Origin of the sequence: Sphingobium cyanobacteriorum (genome assembly GCF_030580935.1) — a bacterium.
Classification (GTDB): Bacteria; Pseudomonadota; Alphaproteobacteria; order Sphingomonadales; family Sphingomonadaceae; genus Sphingobium; species Sphingobium cyanobacteriorum.
This window is the reverse complement of sequence record NZ_JAUQOM010000007.1, coordinates 101056-116691: the sequence shown is the minus strand read 5'-3', so window position 1 is coordinate 116691 and position 15636 is coordinate 101056. Positions and strand designations below refer to the sequence as shown.

The 15636-nt window shown below is 64.2% G+C and carries 15 protein-coding genes and 1 pseudogene; 7 read left to right on the top strand and 9 right to left on the bottom strand.

The annotated features are described in order from the left end of the window. Positions 1–346: 346 nt before the first annotated feature. The 4 genes from Q4610_RS14245 to Q4610_RS14230 all read right to left on the bottom strand — a co-directional run bounded on the left by Q4610_RS14245 (position 347) and on the right by Q4610_RS14230 (position 3351). Positions 347–1213 (bottom strand): FAD:protein FMN transferase, encoded by an 867-nt coding sequence (locus Q4610_RS14245; protein ID WP_304536624.1) that lies wholly within the window; start codon positions 1211–1213, stop codon positions 347–349. 107 nt (positions 1214–1320) lie between these two features. Continuing rightward, entirely contained in the window at positions 1321–2154 is an 834-nt protein-coding gene (locus Q4610_RS14240) for a DUF4198 domain-containing protein (protein ID WP_304536728.1), read from the bottom strand. 13 nt (positions 2155–2167) lie between these two features. Further along, positions 2168–2692 carry a DUF2271 domain-containing protein gene (locus tag Q4610_RS14235; RefSeq protein ID WP_304536623.1) on the bottom strand — a complete coding sequence of 175 codons (525 nt, stop codon included), beginning with the start codon at positions 2690–2692 and terminating at the stop codon, positions 2168–2170. 11 nt (positions 2693–2703) lie between these two features. Continuing rightward, a complete protein-coding gene (locus Q4610_RS14230) occupies positions 2704–3351 on the bottom strand; it encodes a PepSY-associated TM helix domain-containing protein (protein ID WP_304536622.1) in 648 nt (215 codons plus the stop codon). Positions 3352–3641: 290 nt separating this feature from the next. Between Q4610_RS14230 and Q4610_RS14225 the strand changes: the two genes are divergently transcribed. Together Q4610_RS14225 and Q4610_RS14220 are read left to right on the top strand one after the other, a co-directional pair. Continuing rightward, the gene (locus tag Q4610_RS14225) at positions 3642–4613 is read left to right on the top strand and encodes an MlaA family lipoprotein (RefSeq protein ID WP_304536621.1); all 972 of its coding nucleotides are present in this window, start codon (positions 3642–3644) and stop codon (positions 4611–4613) included. A 307-nt stretch (positions 4614–4920) separates the two neighbouring features. Further along, positions 4921–5900, top strand: a pseudogene (locus Q4610_RS14220) (IS701 family transposase). A 52-nt stretch (positions 5901–5952) separates the two neighbouring features. Here Q4610_RS14220 and Q4610_RS14215 read toward each other — a convergent pair. Beyond that, positions 5953–6093 (bottom strand): hypothetical protein, encoded by a 141-nt coding sequence (locus tag Q4610_RS14215; RefSeq protein WP_304536620.1) that lies wholly within the window; start codon positions 6091–6093, stop codon positions 5953–5955. Further along, complete coding sequence (locus tag Q4610_RS14210; RefSeq protein WP_304536619.1) at positions 6090–8735, bottom strand: patatin-like phospholipase family protein; 2646 nt, start codon at positions 8733–8735, stop codon at positions 6090–6092. Before Q4610_RS14210 ends, Q4610_RS14215 begins: the two co-directional genes overlap by 4 nt. A gap of 805 nt (positions 8736–9540) precedes the next feature. Here Q4610_RS14210 and Q4610_RS14205 point away from each other — a divergent pair. From Q4610_RS14205 to thiE, 3 genes are all read left to right on the top strand, one after another. Further along, positions 9541–9663 carry a hypothetical protein gene (locus Q4610_RS14205; RefSeq protein ID WP_304536618.1) on the top strand — a complete coding sequence of 41 codons (123 nt, stop codon included), beginning with the start codon at positions 9541–9543 and terminating at the stop codon, positions 9661–9663. Positions 9664–9680: 17 nt separating this feature from the next. Beyond that, positions 9681–10586: a fructose bisphosphate aldolase gene (locus Q4610_RS14200; protein ID WP_304536727.1), complete on the top strand. Its 906-nt coding sequence runs from the start codon at positions 9681–9683 to the stop codon at positions 10584–10586. Positions 10587–10666: 80 nt separating this feature from the next. Beyond that, entirely contained in the window at positions 10667–11371 is a 705-nt protein-coding gene (thiE, locus tag Q4610_RS14195; RefSeq protein WP_304536617.1) for a thiamine phosphate synthase, read from the top strand. Positions 11372–11444: 73 nt separating this feature from the next. Here the strand turns inward: thiE and rpoH are convergent, their stop codons facing one another. Further along, the gene (rpoH, locus tag Q4610_RS14190) at positions 11445–12356 is read right to left on the bottom strand and encodes an RNA polymerase sigma factor RpoH (RefSeq protein ID WP_304536616.1); all 912 of its coding nucleotides are present in this window, start codon (positions 12354–12356) and stop codon (positions 11445–11447) included. Positions 12357–12433: 77 nt separating this feature from the next. Further along, the gene (locus Q4610_RS14185; protein ID WP_304536615.1) at positions 12434–13387 is read right to left on the bottom strand and encodes an RluA family pseudouridine synthase; all 954 of its coding nucleotides are present in this window, start codon (positions 13385–13387) and stop codon (positions 12434–12436) included. A 17-nt stretch (positions 13388–13404) separates the two neighbouring features. Here Q4610_RS14185 and Q4610_RS14180 point away from each other — a divergent pair, with 17 nt between their 5' ends. Continuing rightward, positions 13405–13806: a M67 family metallopeptidase gene (locus Q4610_RS14180; RefSeq protein WP_304536614.1), complete on the top strand. Its 402-nt coding sequence runs from the start codon at positions 13405–13407 to the stop codon at positions 13804–13806. Between the two features lie 98 nt (positions 13807–13904). Further along, the gene (locus Q4610_RS14175; RefSeq protein ID WP_304536613.1) at positions 13905–14558 is read left to right on the top strand and encodes a histidine phosphotransferase family protein; all 654 of its coding nucleotides are present in this window, start codon (positions 13905–13907) and stop codon (positions 14556–14558) included. Here Q4610_RS14175 and Q4610_RS14170 read toward each other — a convergent pair. Further along, the gene (locus Q4610_RS14170) at positions 14555–15601 is read right to left on the bottom strand and encodes an NAD(P)H-dependent flavin oxidoreductase (RefSeq protein ID WP_304536612.1); all 1047 of its coding nucleotides are present in this window, start codon (positions 15599–15601) and stop codon (positions 14555–14557) included. The two genes, Q4610_RS14175 and Q4610_RS14170, sit on opposite strands and share 4 nt — an antisense overlap. Positions 15602–15636: the final 35 nt, after the last annotated feature.

Here is a 15636-nt window from a genome sequence, read left to right as displayed (position 1 = left end):
GGTCACGGCATCGATCCCCCGCCGAAGTTCACACCGTCGTCGCATTTTTTTCGGCAAAAGTGCGTGGATTGTGCGCGCAAAGCGTCGGGTAGGCCATGGCGACGCGCCACCGGCGCGCCATCAAGGTCACAGTGACGCGCCTGCCACGCCTCTGTCACGCGCCGGCGACGCGCCGGGCGGGGCACGGGTCGGCGGGGCGGTGGCGGCGCGCGGCGTGGAGTCATCCGACAGGATAGATCAGAGATTATCCTACATTGGAAGAGCGCGGTTTTTTAGGGAGATGCAGGGCGTTTTTATCAAAGGGGGCGGGCCTGCGCGCAGTTGTGCCTGCCCCCCATGCTTCCCATCATTCCAGCATCGCCGCCAGTTTGGGCGTCATATATTCCTGCGCGCCGCTGTCCGTGCGCAGGACGAGGCGGGCGGCGAGGTCGTGGCGGGTGGCGAGGGTCATGCCCTTGTCCGGGCCGAGCACGGTGATGGCGGTGGCCCAGGCGTCGGCCATCATCGCGCTGTCGTGCAGGACGGTGACGGAGGCGACGCCCGGTGCGATCGGGGTGCCGGTGCGCGGGTCGATGCTGTGCGACAGGCGGCGGTCGCCCTCCAGCCGGAAGCGGCGATAGTCGCCCGACGTGGCGACCGACAGGCCGCAAAGCGCGATGCGCAGGATGGGCACGGCCAGGCCCGGCGGCGCTTCGACATCGACCCACCAGGGCTGGATATCGGGCTTTATGCCATCACCGCGCAGTTCGCCGCCGATTTCGACCAGGAAGCTGGCGACGCCCAGCCCGCGCAGCGCGGCCGCGACCGCATCGACGGCATGCCCCTTGGCAATGCCGGAGAAATCGAGCGTGACATCGGCCAGGCGGCGGGCGCGGTCGCCCTCTGTCTCGATCCGGGTCCAGGGGGCGGCAAGGGCGGTGGGCGATGCCGGCCGGTGCGCGGGGCCGAAGCCCCAATGGTCGACCAGCCGGCCGATCGCGGGATCGAACGCCCCGCCCGACAGCCGCGCCATCGCGATGCCGGCGCGCAGCACCGTCAGCATGGCGGCCGGCAGCGGCATCCATGTGCCCGGCGGTGTGCGGTTGAAGCGGCTGATGGCGGAGTCCGCTTCCCAATGGCTCATCTGGGCGATGATGCCGGCCAGCACGCCCTCTATCATGGCGGCGCAGCCGGCGGGCGGATCGACGATCTGCGCCGACCAGTTGGTGCCCATGGTGGGGCCGCCCAGAAGGACGACAGCGCCGCTGCGCCGTCGCCCGACAAATTGTTCGGGCGACAGGCCGGGCGCGATCGCGACACGGACGCCGGAATCGGGCTGGATCAGGGGGCCAGCACTTCCAATGTGGTGACATAGCTGGCCCGGCGGGGCAGCGGACCGGCGGCGGGACGCCCTTCGCCGCCGCCTTCACGGCCGCCGCCCAGGCTGGCGTTCAGCCAGTAGGGGCCGGGGTTGGGCCATGTGACCGCGACCTTGCCGTCCTGGTCGGCCACAAGGTCGATCTGGCCCAGCGCGTCGCGGTAGCGAATGCCGCCGGGGATGACCGTGACTTTCAGGCCAGCGGCCGGCTTGCCGTCGAGCAGGAACTGGAAGGTTGCGGCTTCGCCCGCCACCAGGTCATTGGGGTGGGTGACGGGGGCCAGTTCGATGCCGGTGCCGGTCGGCGTGAAGAGGGTCGTCGTCGGCGCGCCCAGCGTCACGAAAATCTCGTTGCGGCTGGCCATGTCGGCGGTCTGCACATCGGTCGCGCCGGCGGGGATGATGCTGGCCAGCTTGTCCCTGGTGGTGCCGCGCGGCAACCGTTCCTGCTTGCCGTTCAGCATGTAGCTGCCCATCACCCCGGTCGTCACGCTGGCGATGCGATAGGTGCCGGGCTTGGTCAGGTGGACATCGAATGTGGAACGATAGCGGCCCTTGGCGGCATTTTCGATCCTGCCGGTCGCACCGTCCGGTTCGGTGACGACGATCGAGTCGGTCGGCATCGCCACATGTTCGAAATAAAACAGGTCGTTGGACACGGCCGCGTCCACCGTCACCCAACTGTCATTGCCCGACAGGGTGGTGGAGGATGGCAGCATCCACTGGCGATGGGCCTGCGCCGCGCCGGAGAGCATCAGCGCGGCGAGCGCGCCGGTGATGAGATATTTGGCCTTCATCGTCATCGTCCCCTTATTTGCCGAAGGTGAGGGTTATCGCGCCCAGTTCGCTGCTGCCTGCGGCCTTGACCGTTGCGCCCGGACGGGGCGGCCAGGAAAAGGGCAGGCGGAGGACTTCACGCCCGCCCACTTCGCGTGCGGCCTCGACCAGCAGCGTGTAGTTGCCGGGCGCGAGTGGACCGAGCGGCCCCCTGCCGGCGGTGAAGGCGATCTTCTGGTCGCCGGGCGCGCGGGTCGCGCCAGTCACGCCATCGGCCGGGAAGCGCATCGTCCGCCCCGATGCGCGCCACCACTGGCGCACGTCACGCAGCCATTTGGTGCCTTCGCCCTTGGCCTTGTCGACATCATACCAGACCGACAGGGTACGGGGCGCAGCGCCCTCCTTCTCGATCCAGATGGCGACATAGGGGCGGTGATATTCGGCGACCGACAGGCGCGGGATGGCGACGCTGAGGTTCAGCGTCTGCGCGCTGGCGGGCGCGGCGGCGACGCCGAGCGCGGCGGTGCCGGTCAGCAACAGGCTGTGGCGGATCTGCATAAATTCCCCCGTTAGTGGATGAAGAGGATGGCGAGGATCGCCGGGATGGCGAGGCCGGCCGCGACCAGCGGCCAGGTGGACGGGCGCTTCTTTGCATGAAGCTGAAGCAGCAGCAGGCCGGTCAGCGCGAAGAGGAAGCAGGCGACCGCGAAAATGTCGATGAACCATGTCCAGGCGGTGCCGGCGTTGCGGCCCTTGTGCAGATCGTTCAGGTAGCTGATCCAGCCACGGCTGGTCGCTTCGCTGGTCACGGCGCCGCTATGCCGGTCGATCGCGACCCAGCCGTCGCCGCCGGGGCGGGGCAGGGCGAGATAGACTTCGTCGGCGGACCATTCGGCGATGCCGGCACCGCTCTGGCCGATGCTGTTTTCCACCCAGGCGGCGACCGGGGCGGGCAGCGGCTTCTTCGCGTCGGGCGCATCGTCGGCCGCGACCTGCCGCAACAGGTTGGCGGGCAGGGTGGCGCTTTTTTCGACCGTTCGCGGCGCGCCCTCGACATCGGCGGCGTGGTTGAGCGTGATGCCGGTGAAGGCGAACAGCAGCAGGCCGATCAGGCTGATCGCCGAACTCACCCAATGCCAGGTGTGTAGCTGCTTCATCCAGAAGGCCCTGGCGCTCTTCCTGTTTTTCTGGGTCTGGATAGGGGCGGTTCCGTGCATCGGGAAAGCGGGCAGTCCTGCAAGAAAGGATGCGACCCAATAACGCGAACGACTCGCAATTGCAAACCGGACGAGGAAAGAAATTGTATCAAACTGTATGATGGCGCACCGGGCTGCGGTGAGCGGCCTTGTCCAGCGGGCCGGTGGCGCCGCCTTGCTATTGACGGCCATCGCCACCACCTCTAGCCGCACTGTATGCCCGATGTAATACGGACGGGACATGTCCGGGACATTCAGGCTGTTTGAAGGGTCGTGCGGGGAGAGCGCAGGACTGCTGTTAGGATAAGAACATGCTGGTGCCGGCCGTTGCTGCGGGAATGATGATGATAGGCACGCAGGCGCAAGCCGCAGCGCCGCAACTGGCCGTTACGGTCGAGGTGATCGCGATGCAGGATGGCGCGCCATCCGCGCCGCCGGTTGCCATATCCGCGCCTGCCCCCGTGCCCCCGTCCGCACCGCCGCAGGAGGGCGCGCAGGATATCGTCGTCACCGGCGACAAGGGCGCGCCCAAGGGCGATCCGCTGGAGCAGCTCAACGCCAAGAGTTTCGAGGCGGTGCAGTCGGTGGACAAGGCGGTGGTGGAGCCGGTCGCCAAAGCCTATAACAAGGGCCTGCCCCGCCCTGTGCGCAAGGGGTTGCGCAACTTCTTCTCCAATCTGGGGGAGCCGATCGTGGCGGCCGCCTATCTGCTCCAGTTCAAGCCGGGCAAGGCGTTCGAGACGGCCGGGCGTTTCGGGGTCAATTCGACCCTGGGCTTTGTCGGCCTGTTCGATGTCGCCCGGCGCAAGCCGTTCAACCTGCCCCATCGCGAAAATGGCATCGCCAATACGCTGGGCTTCTATGGTGTCGGGCCTGGACCGTATATGTATCTGCCGATTGTCGGGCCGACCACGCTGCGCGATATCATCGGCGACACGGCGGACAAGCTGATCCTGCCCTTCGCGCTCGGCCCCAAAGTGTTCAAGCCCGCCTATGTCATTCCCGCGACCGTCCTGAACCAGTTGGGCGAGCGCGCCGCATTTGACGAGACGATCACGGCCATCCGCAAGGAGGATGACCCCTATACCGTTTACAAGACCCTCTATCTCAAGCAGCGGCAGGCGGAGATCGACGCGCTGCACGGGCGCGTGCCGGCGGAGCCGGTCGTGCCCATCTATGGCGACGGGATCCGCACGCCGGGCAAGAAGGATGCGCCCAAGGTCGTGCTGCCCGATCCCTATGCGGATGAGGTGGACGCGCCTGCGACGGATGCGCCGCAATAGGCGAAGCGGCCGAAGATCAGAAAGGGCGTCATTCTCTCTGTGCGCATGACGCCCTTTTCATTTGGCAATGCTGTGCTTTGCAAACCCGGCCTGGTGTCCCACCAAGCGAAGCGCATCCTCCCCTGCCGGGGAGGATGACGTTGATCGCAATATCATAGCGGCCTTGCCAGGCGCAGTATGGCGCTGCCTGTTCCCGACGGCGCGGGAACAGGGCCTGATGCTCTATCACTACTTTGGCAGAAAAATGACTTTTGGGATTCCCCTGACGTGGGATGCGTGATTCATGGGGAGCCAGCTTTGATGGAGGCTGGCTGTGGATACGGAGTGGCAGCGCGCTCTGGAACGCTGGCTTGAGCCGTTTTTAAAGAGGCTTGGCAATAAGATGCGGCGGCGGATGTGCCCGGCCTATATTGCGGGACTGATCGGTCCGGGTGATCGCAAGAGTATCCAGCCGATGGCGGCACGCGCCGAAGCACTCAGCTATGACCGGCTCCACCATTTCATCGGGGCGAGGCTTTGGGACAGCGCACCGCTGGAAGCGACGTTGTGGCAACAGGCCGATGATCTCGTCGGCGGCGAGAAAGCGTGGCTGATCATCGACGACACGGCCTTGCCGAAGAAGGGCAATGCGTCGGTCGGTGTTGCCCCTCAGTATGCCTCGGCCCTGGGCAAGAACGCCAATTGCCAGACGCTGGTATCGGTTGACGCTGGCCTCGGGGGAAGTTCCGCTCATGCTGGGCCTGCGACTGTTCCTGCCGGAAAGCTGGACTAACGATACGCCCCGGATGACAAGGGCGGGCGTGCCCGAAGCGTTCCAAGCCTATCGCACAAAGCCTGACATCGCCATTGAGGAGATCGACCGCGTCCTGGCTGCCGGCGTGCGCTGTGGCTGCGTCCTTGCGGATGCCGGCTACGGCCTGTCAGCGCCCTTCCGGCAGGCGCTCAGCGATCGAGGATTGTGCTGGGCCGTCGGCGTTCCCCGTCACCAGAAGATCTATCCCGCAGACGTGCAACTGATCTTCCCGCCGACACGCCGATCAAGGACGTCGCTGGCGCCATCAAGGCGCGCTGGATATGCGAACAGGCGCATCAGCAACTCAAGGAGGAACTCGATCTCGACCATTTCGAAGGTCGCTCGTGGACCGGGCTGCATCGCCATGCGCTCATGACAATGATCGCCTATGCCTTCCTCCAAACATGAAGGCTCGCTCAGGCGGGGCGGAAAAAAAGACTCTCCGGTCCGCCACCCCAGCCGAGTTTCCCGGCCGTCCGTCAGGCCATCCTTGATCGCCTGTTACGTCCGCCGTCGCGCTGCTGTCCGAATTGCGGAACGGCGCTATCACCACCGCATTCCACATTTCTGCCAAAGTAGTGCTAGCGGGTCGAGCGCGTAATAGGCGCGCAGCTTGTCCCAGCCGCGCGCGACCGTGGCGCGATAAAGCGAGGAAAACCGCGGATCTGTCCGTGCCACCCGGATCATGTCGGCAGGTCTTTCTTAGGCTGGTCCTTGACGACGGCCGTCCCAGCCTGGTTTGCCGGCAGGCGATGCGTCAACGCGCCGGCCGGGGTCCATGCGCCCTGGTCGGCCATCTTGTCTGGAAACAGCGCCTGTCCGGCCCGCTCTCCCAACGCACGATAGGCTTCCCATTGTTCTTCGTCGAAAAACTGGTCGCCTGTCGTTTGCTGCGGGAAATCCTGGCAACCATGCTGGCTGTGATAGGCTAGGATTTCGGGCGGTTCCGAAAAATTGAGCCGTGGCTTTACCAGCAGCAGCTTGCCCTGCGTCTGGTCGGCATAGGTTATGAAAGCCAGCGCCGCGATCGCCTTGTCGGGCGTTGTCGTCGAGGCAGGCTTGATAAGTGATGACAACGGGACAATCGTCTCGGACAAGGGTGAATCCTTGCCCAGCAACACCGTGAGATCAGCCTCTTCGGCGAACCGGATGATGACGCCCAGGTCAGTCTTTGCCCGGCCGATAAGGCGCATGAGATCGGACATGCGATACTGGGGATCGGCGCCATTGTCGCAGGCGATGATGAAGGGCAGCCTGCGCTGGAGCAGCGGATAGACGCCCATATTCTCGAAATGTCCGCCATCGGTCAGATACCAGCGCTGCCGTCGTGTTCCGTCGAACGCACCGCGAAGTTCCAGGAGCAGATAATTCTGTACGGTATCGCGCCAACCCGACCAAAGAGGGCCGAGCGGGCGGCGCTTTCTATCCTGTTTCCACCAATAGCCCAGGCGCACATTGGACAGAGTGGCGAGGATGGACGTCGCAAGCGAAGTTCCTGAGCCGATGGCGGCCGATACTGCCGCTCCCGATATCGCGATCCAATTGGCCAGCGGCAGTTCCTCGCCCCAGCGGACACCCCGCGCGACGGTGGTGCCGGGCGTGTCGCCTTCATAGGCGAGCCCCGCTGGAGAGAGATGCATCGGCTTTCCCTTGCGATCGCGCGCGACCAGATTGGAAGTGCCGGCGATCGTCTCGGCGATCGTCACATTGATGAGATGCAAGGGCGCCCCATTGGCGATTCCGTCGCGATAGTAGCCTTCGACATCGATCCAGTCCTGCGGGTCGTCTTGGCGGCCGTTGGTGGCCTCCCGGCCATAGCTTGAAGCGCCGATATAGGCTCGCCGCAGGCGCGCGGCGTAAAATGTCGAGAGCGACGAGAGATTGATGAACGAAAAGGACAGCGACTGGCACAGATTAACAATCACCAGCGCGATGAGGACCACCCTTGCAGTCCCGACCTGAATGTCCTGTTCGAAGAAGTAATGGGCGACTGCGCTCCAGAGTAGGATCCAGAGCAGGAGGAGCAGCACGGCGCCGATGACGAGCAGCGTTGGCAGCGCGCCAGCCAGGCGGCCCGTGATCCGGCCTTTCCGCCCGCTCTCATCCTTGGTTGCGTTGAGCGCCCTGTTGCTGAGGAAACTCAGCAGTGGCGGGCCGGCCGCCGCGGCGATCGGCCAGGCGCTGGCGAGGCTTTGCCAGATCTTCCCCTCGCCGAGCGCCGCGAAAAACGCCTTTGCGGTTACGATCGCGTTTGTGATGGCACCCGACGCCAGCCTGTCCACGGTCAGAAGGGCCAGGCACAGAAGAAACAGCATGAGCGCGCTCGCCATGCCGCCGCTCAGTGCTGTACGAACCCGGTCCTCCGCCGAGATGAGGAGGCGTGGATTACGCTGATCGCGCCGACGCTGTTCGGCGATCTCTGCGGGAGAAGCGTTGGGAGGGGTCCGAGAATAGACGATGCCGCCATGCGCGGCCTCCGCCCCCACATGGGAGAGAAGGGCGATGGTCGCGACCGCGGCGGCGAAGGCCGATGGCAAGCCGGGCGCGGGAACCCACGCGAGAAGCCATTGGCTGGCCCACCACGGCGCGCTCATGAAGGCGATGAAAAGACCGATGCCCCAGAAATAGAAATTGCCCGTGACCCGTTTCCAACGCGCGCCCGGAATCCAGTCGCGTCGGGTCAGCCAGTAGGCAGCACCACGCCCCAGAACAAGCGCCAGTGCGGCCATGCAGCCGATGCCCAGGATGATGTTGACCGACGGTTTCCAGTTTTTGAGCACTCCATGGTCAAACAGGCCCATGGTCTTGAGTTCCAGTTGCGCGGTACACAGGATCCAGAAGGCCAGCAATACGGTCGGACCGATGGCAAGCTGCAGCGCAACCCAGTTGCGCATGACGACAGAGGCGCCGAAAAATGCGTCGCTGGTGCCGGCAGGCGTAAGATATCTGCCCGAATCGCGAAGTCGTCGCACGGCTTCGGTGCCGAGCGGGGATTGAAGCGGCTTCTTGGGATCGAAATCCGGCCTTGTCACGGCGTCGGGTGTGTCGCCACGAGCCTTGGACGTCACGAAGAGGGCCCCGAAGAAGCTTCCGATATAACTGCCGCCCGAGACCGTTGAAAGATAGTCGATGTTCGGAATGCAGCCTCGCGCGCTCAGGGCCTGGAGAAAGCCGAGCGAGAAAGTCGCGCTGCGAATGCCTCCGCCTGACAGGGCGAGGCCCGCGACATTCTTGTCGTCCGCGACGCCAAGCGCCTTGCGCCGGGCTTTGAGCTTGATCTGTTCGCTCCTGGTCACCGTTTCGAAAGTCTTGGCGCGTGTGCCCGACATGATGCCCCCCTTCGGCTCGTCAGTTCTCGGAGATGATCCATCCCGGCTGAGCGGGTAGCGGACATAGTCCGCCTTCCGCGCGAAGACCGATTCGCTGGCATGCCGCAAATTTATGCGGTCATTCCAACGCCATCCGCGAGCACCCGGCGCGGAAGGCGGTTTCTGACTCCAAGCTTGATGCGTTCGTTCGCCCCTGTCCAGCAGCAGCGTCGCCGTTTTGGCGGATTGTTAGGAAGATATCGTCAAGTGTAATGAAGCCACGCGGGGCAGGTCATCACCCGATCGTCATGAGGTGGAAGAATTTCGGGGTCGTCCGGTAGGCCGTTTTCTTCGGCTAGTTAGAATATTGAGCATGGAATGAGGCTGGAAAATTCCCAGTTCCGCCCAATAGGAATTGCCCCCGTGAGCCTTTTAAGCTTGGGCGAAAAAATGGGTGACACCGATGTCTCACAGCCAACATTCGGCAATATTCCCAGTGCATTCCCATGAATCTGGGTATTTTTGACCCGATACCCGTTCACCACAGACTGGGTCGCGCACCAGCCCTTCGGTAGGCACTATAGCAGGCGTCGGGCGTCGGTGGCTTCTGGGGCAGGGATGCCCGGATTGCCCAGAAGTTGAGCGCCACGGTTTGGCCGGGCAACTGCGTGAGCATCAGCCCCCCGCATCCGCCCGATGCCCGCCATCATATCCGTCCCGTTCGTTCCATGTCCCGATTTTCCCTTCAGGGTTGCGCGCCGAAACGTGGCCCGGATGGCTGCACGTATTGTCCCGGCAACCGCAGCGATGCTTCTTGCGGTGCGGCATGGGACTGGCTAACAGCCGGACAACCGGCGATCATAATTATACAGTCGTACCCGGCCGGCAGGTGATGGAGCATCTGTCGAACATCTATTTCCTCGCCCGCCCGCACGGTGGCGCGCCATAAAGAGAAGGTATGTGCAGATGCTGGATCAGGATATGAAGCAGAAGATCGCGGACGGGAATGGCTTCATCGCCGCGCTCGACCAGAGCGGCGGATCGACCCCCAAGGCGCTCAAGGGCTATGGCGTCGATGAAAGCGCCTGGTCCACCGAAGAAGAAATGTACGGCCTGATCCATGCGATGCGCAGCCGTGTCATCACGTCGCCTGCCTTCACCGGCGACAAGGTGCTGGGCGCGATCCTGTTCGAACGCACCATGGACGGCATGGTCGATGGCAAGCCGACCCCGCAGGCGCTGCTGGAACGTGGCGTGGTGCCCTTCATCAAGATCGACAAGGGCCTGGAGGACGAGGCGAATGGCGTGCAGTTGATGAAGCCCAATCCTGATCTCGATACCCTGCTGCACCGTTCCAAGGCGCTGGGCATGTTCGGCACCAAGGAGCGTTCGGTCGTGAACCTTGCCAACCGCGAAGGCATCGCCGCCGTGGTTGCGCAGCAGTTCGAAGTCGGCCGACAGGTTCTGGCTGCCGGCCTGATGCCGATCATCGAACCGGAAGTGAACATCAAGTCGCCTGAACGGGCCGAGGCCGACCAGATCCTGCTGGAGGAAATCCTCAAGAATCTGGATGCTTTGCCCGACGGTGTTCAGGTCATGCTGAAGCTGTCGCTGCCTGCCAGGCCCGGCCTGTTCGACCCGCTGGTCGATCATCCCGCCGTGCTGCGCGTCGTCGCCCTGTCGGGTGGCTTCGCCCGTCCCGAAGCCTGTGTCGAACTGGCCAGGAATCGCGGCATCATCGCCAGCTTCAGCCGCGCCCTGCTGAATGACTTGCGCCATCAGATGACCGATGATGAATTCAATGCCTCGCTGGGCGAAGCGATTGATGAAATCTATGGTGCATCGACCGCCAAGCAGCCGGTCGCAGCCTGACTGTGACATGCCGGGCGGGCAAAAGGCGCGCCCGGCATTGCCGGCTTTCCTGCGATCGCTGCATCGTCTAATGCGCGGACATGACCGACTTTACCGATGAAGAGCTGGCGCTCGATCCGCATTTCGCCGACCAGTTCGAGCAGGGCTTCCGCCCCACCTGCCAGCTTTACCTGATTTCCCCGCCGTCGATCGATGACGCCTTTGTCGGCCAGCTTGCGGCCGCATGCGACGGTGGCAAGGTCGCGGCGTTCCAGTTGCGGCTCAAGGGACTGGATGAGGATGCGATCGCACGGGCGGCCGAACCGCTGCAAAGGCTGTGCGCCGATCGTGAGATTGCCTTCATCATCAACGACAGTGCGACGCTCGCCCATCGGCTGGGTGCTGACGGCGTTCATCTGGGGCAGGGGGATGGAGATCCCAGATTGGCGCGCACGCTGCTGGGGCCAAAGGTGCAGATCGGCGTCACCTGTCACGACAGCCGGCATCTGGCGATGGAGGCCGGGGAGGCGGGGGCGGACTATGTCGCCTTCGGCGCTTTCTATCCCACCACGACCAAGCCAACATCGCATCGCCCCGATCCGTCGATCCTGGGTTGGTGGACGACCCTGTTCGAACTGCCCTGTGTCGCGATCGGTGGTATTACCGCTGATAATGCCGCGCCCCTGGTGGCGGCCGGGGCTGATTTCCTGGCGGTGAGCGGCGCTGTGTGGAACTGTGCGAAAGGACCGCAGGCGGGGGTGGCCGCTTTTGCCGATGTGCTGCGCAGCCGGTTCGATGAAGCCTGAGCATGATTGCTGCTGCATAAAAAAAGCCCCGGAGCGATCCGGGGCTTTTCTCTTTTGAGGCAGGTGCAACAGGTCAGGCGGCGGCGAAGCGCGCCATTTTTTCCAGCTTGCCGCCAGCGATCCGCATCATTGCCTTTTGCAGCTTTTCAAAGGCGCGCACCTCGATCTGGCGGACACGCTCCCGCGACACGCCATAGACCTGCGACAATTCTTCCAGCGTCTTGGGCTCTTCGGCCAGGCGACGTTCGGCCAGGATATGCTTTTCGCGATCATTCAGGTCGTCCATCGCCTCGACCAGCATGTCGTGCCGCTGCACGCGCTCCTGCTCGTCCGCGACGCGCTCGTCCTGAAGCGGGTCATTATCCTGCAACCAGTCCTGCCACTGGCCGTCGCCATCCTCGCGCATCGGCACGTTGAGCGACGTGTCGCCGCCCATCGCCATGCGGCGGTTCATGGATACGACATCATCTTCCGACACGCCCAGATCGGTCGCGATCTTGGTCACGTCGGCGGGCTTGAGGTCGCCATCCTCGAATGCATCGATGCTGTTCTTCATCCGGCGCAGGTTGAAGAAGAGCTTCTTCTGCGATGCGGTCGTGCCCATCTTGACCAGCGACCAGCTACGCAGGATGAATTCCTGGATCGACGCCCTGATCCACCACATGGCGTAGGTCGCCAGGCGGAAGCCGCGATCGGGCTCGAACTTCTTCACGCCCTGCATCAGGCCGATATTGCCTTCGCTGATCAGTTCGCTGACCGGCAGGCCATAGCCGCGATAGCCCATGGCGATCTTGGCCACCAGCCGCAGGTGCGACGTGACGAGCTGCGCCGCGGCTTCGGGGTCCTGATGTTCCTCGTACCGCTTCGCCAGCATATATTCCTGCTCAGGGGTGAGCAGCGGAAACTTGCGGATTTCCGACAGATAGCGGTTGAGGCTGGCTTCACCGCCCAGCGCCGGCACCGCAGGGACATTGCTCTTGGCCATGTCGTCACCTTTCCCTTTCATTGCGCGGCGGGACCCAGAAGAGGCGTCACAGGCGCCGTCGCAAAACTTGTCAGACTCTATACGTGAAGCTCGCTTAACAGTTCCTGCATGTCGGTAGGTAATGCACTTTGGAACAGGAGGGGCTTTTCCGTTGCCGGATGTATGAACCCCAGTGTTTTGGCGTGCAATGCCTGCCTTTTGAAACCCAGCGTTTCCAGTATTGATTTGAAACCTTTTCTGTCTCTACCGTAAACCGGATCACCGATCAAGGGGTGCCCCAGATGGGCCATATGCACCCGGACCTGATGGGTGCGCCCGGTTTCCAGCCGGCATTCGACCATCGCCGCGCCTTTCAGCCGCTCCAGCACGCGATAATGCGTCACCGCATGTTTGCCGCGTCCTTCCCGATGAACCGCCATCTTCTTTCGATCAGCGTCGGACCGGCCGATCCACTGATCCACCGTGCCGCTGCCTGGCATGGGCACGCCATAGACGATGGCGGCATAGAGCCGGTCGATGCTGTGATCCTTGAACTGGCGCGCCAGTCCTTCATGCGCCCGGTCGTTCTTTGCAACGACCAGCAGGCCCGACGTATCCTTGTCGATGCGATGAACGATGCCCGGACGCGCAACGCCGCCGATGCCGGACAATTGCCCGGCGCAATGGTGGAGCAGGGCGTTGACCAGCGTGCCGTCCAGATTGCCGGCGGCGGGATGGACGACCAGCCCGGCGGGCTTGTCCACCACGATGAGGTCGGCATCTTCATGCACGATGTCCAACGGAATATCCTGCGCCACCGTGTCGAGGGCGACCGGCGGAGGCAGGGTGATGGTGTAGGACTGGCCGGCCGCGACCTTCATGGAGGCGTTAATCTTTGGCGCTTGCGGGCTTTGCACCTGGCCTTCGCCGATCAGGGCCTTGAGCCGTTCACGGGACAGGTCGGGCAACAGGTCCGCGAGCGCGCGGTCGAGCCGCAGACCGTGCTGCGCCTCGCCAATCGCCGTTTCGATGATGGAAACCCCCGGAACCATGGACTAGGGATGTAGGAATGACGGTTGCGATATCAAGGGCATTGTTGGACCATATCATGGCCCTTGCGGCCGCAAGCCGGGATGAGGTGTGCGGATTGCTGCTGGGGCGGGAGGGCGTGATCGAGGCGATTGTGCCTGCCGTCAATGTCGCGCCCGATCCGTCGCGGCATTTCGAACTGGACCCGGCGACATTGATCGCGGCGTATCGCGCCGCGCGCGCGGGTGGGCCGGCGGTGATCGGTCATTATCATTCCCACCCCTCCGGCGTGGCGGCGCCGTCCGCGACCGATGCGGCCTGCGCCGCACCCGATGGACGTTTGTGGTTGATCGTCGGTGGTGGCGATGCGACTTTATGGCGGGCAGGGCCGGGGACGGCGGTTAATGCCCATTTCACCAAAATGTTGCTCGACAGTGTGTGATGGAAAGGCGGCAGGCCGGGCTTGCATCGCGCGGCAGGGCAGCGCATTAGCCAGAAAACACGCTTTTCCTGACCTCTTATCCGGCGATCCCGAACAGCATGACCAATCCCACCGACAGCATCGAATTTGCCAGCCTGCTTTGCTCGCGCCTGTGCCATGACCTGCTCAGTCCCGTCGGCGCGCTGAACAATGGCCTGGAGCTGATGGCGGACGAGACGGACCCGGAAATGCGCGCGCGCTGCCTGGATTTGCTGGGTGAAAGTGCGCGGACATCGGCCAACAAGCTGAAATTCTTCCGTCTGGCATTCGGTTCGGCCGGTGGCTTTGGCGACGCGGTGCCACCACATGAGGCGCGGGTGGCGATCGAGGGCATGTTCGCGACCACCGGCCGGGTGAAGGTCGGCTGGATGGTCGAGGAACAACTGCTCGACAAGCTGGCGGCGAAGATATTGCTCAATCTGGCGCTGATTGCGGGTGACGCCCTGGTGCGTGGCGGACAACTCGATATCGGCGCGGAAACGCGGCCGGGCGTGACAGAGATCGTCGTGCGCGCCGAGGGGCCGAAAGTCGTGCTGGACCCGGACCTGCGTGGGGCGCTGGCGGGGACATTGCCGATCGAGGGTTTGGCATCGCGAACGGCGGCGGCCTGGATGACCCGGCAACTGGTGGTCGAGGCGCGCGGCGAGATCGCGCTTTCACCACCGGGTGAGGCGGTGCTGTTGTTCGGCGCGTCGATTCCCGATCGGGGTTAAGCGCGCATTTCCGCGACCAGCGTTGCGATCAGGTCGGCAGCAGGCAGGCAGCGCGCCAATGGTGCACCCTGTCCGGCCCATTGCGCGCCATAGCCGTATTCTCCTGCGGCCCTGGCGGCCTGGTTGAGCGCCTTCCCGGCGTCATAGGCGATCGGATAGTCTGGCGTTTGCGCGTCCTGTGCCGCGGCCCAGAGGGTGAAGCTGTTGGCAAGGCAACGGGTCGGGCGGCCGGAAATGGCGCTGACCATCATTGTCTGACAGGCGACCGGGCTGAATAGCGCGCTGCGATAGGCTGCGTCGGCGCTGCTTTCCGGGCAGGCGATGAAGGCGGTGCCGAGCTGGGCGGCGATCGCGCCCAGGGCAAGCGCCGCCCGCACGCCACGCCCGTCCATGATGCCACCGGCAGCGATGACGGGCAGGCCGCATCGCGCGACCAGCAGGCGGGCAAGGACCATGGTGCCGAGGCATGCGTCCGGCGCCTGCGGATCGAACATGCCGCGATGGCCGCCCGCTTCGAACCCCTGCGCCACGATTGCGTCGATTCCGGCTGCTTTGGCCGCAAGCGCTTCGTCCAGACTGGTGGCGGTGGCGAGCAGCAAGCAGCCGGCACCCTTGAGCGCGGTGATACGGCGTGCGTCGGGCAGGCCGAAATGGAAGCTGACGATGGCGGGTTTCGCATCCAGCAGCATGGCCAGCATCGCGTCATCCACCGCGAAGCTGGGGTAGATTTCGCGCAGCGCTGGCGGTGGCTTTGCGCCATATTGCGCAAAAAGGGGCGCAAGCGCCGCGATCCAGCGCTGTTCGACGTCGGGCTTCGCTTGCGCCGGGGTGTGGACGAACAGATTGACGTTGAACGGGCGATCGGTGCGTGCACGCACGGCATCGATCATGGCGCGCGCGGCCGGCGCATCCACCGCGCCGAGGGCGATCGATCCCAGCGCGCCGGCGTTGCTGACCGCGGCCGCCATGTCCGGCGTGGAGGTGCCCGCCATCGGTGCCTGGATGATCGGGACGGACAGGCCTAGCGAGTCGAGCGGGTTCATGGCCGGCAATCTGGACGCGGGCGGCGCAAAGGAAA

Excerpts from the sequence above, each read along its gene's own strand:
- Q4610_RS14185 (WP_304536615.1), bottom strand. The coding sequence starts at position 13,387 with ATGGTTCCGGGGGTTTCCATCATCGAAACGGCGATTGGCGAGGCGCAG.
- Q4610_RS14175 (WP_304536613.1), top strand. The coding sequence starts at position 13,905 with ATGACCAATCCCACCGACAGCATCGAATTTGCCAGCCTGCTTTGCTCG.
- Q4610_RS14205 (WP_304536618.1), top strand. The coding sequence starts at position 9,541 with ATGGGACTGGCTAACAGCCGGACAACCGGCGATCATAATTATACAGTC.
- Q4610_RS14240 (WP_304536728.1), bottom strand. The coding sequence starts at position 2,154 with ATGAAGGCCAAATATCTCATCACCGGCGCGCTCGCCGCGCTGATGCTC.
- Q4610_RS14225 (WP_304536621.1), top strand. The coding sequence starts at position 3,642 with ATGCTGGTGCCGGCCGTTGCTGCGGGAATGATGATGATAGGCACGCAG.
- Q4610_RS14230 (WP_304536622.1), bottom strand. The coding sequence starts at position 3,351 with ATGCACGGAACCGCCCCTATCCAGACCCAGAAAAACAGGAAGAGCGCC.
- Q4610_RS14200 (WP_304536727.1), top strand. The coding sequence starts at position 9,681 with ATGCTGGATCAGGATATGAAGCAGAAGATCGCGGACGGGAATGGCTTC.
- Q4610_RS14215 (WP_304536620.1), bottom strand. The coding sequence starts at position 6,093 with ATGATCCGGGTGGCACGGACAGATCCGCGGTTTTCCTCGCTTTATCGC.
- Q4610_RS14210 (WP_304536619.1), bottom strand. The coding sequence starts at position 8,735 with ATGTCGGGCACACGCGCCAAGACTTTCGAAACGGTGACCAGGAGCGAA.
- thiE (WP_304536617.1), top strand. The coding sequence starts at position 10,667 with ATGACCGACTTTACCGATGAAGAGCTGGCGCTCGATCCGCATTTCGCC.
- Q4610_RS14170 (WP_304536612.1), bottom strand. The coding sequence starts at position 15,601 with ATGAACCCGCTCGACTCGCTAGGCCTGTCCGTCCCGATCATCCAGGCA.
- Q4610_RS14235 (WP_304536623.1), bottom strand. The coding sequence starts at position 2,692 with ATGCAGATCCGCCACAGCCTGTTGCTGACCGGCACCGCCGCGCTCGGC.
- Q4610_RS14180 (WP_304536614.1), top strand. The coding sequence starts at position 13,405 with ATGACGGTTGCGATATCAAGGGCATTGTTGGACCATATCATGGCCCTT.
- Q4610_RS14245 (WP_304536624.1), bottom strand. The coding sequence starts at position 1,213 with ATGGGCACCAACTGGTCGGCGCAGATCGTCGATCCGCCCGCCGGCTGC.
- rpoH (WP_304536616.1), bottom strand. The coding sequence starts at position 12,356 with ATGGCCAAGAGCAATGTCCCTGCGGTGCCGGCGCTGGGCGGTGAAGCC.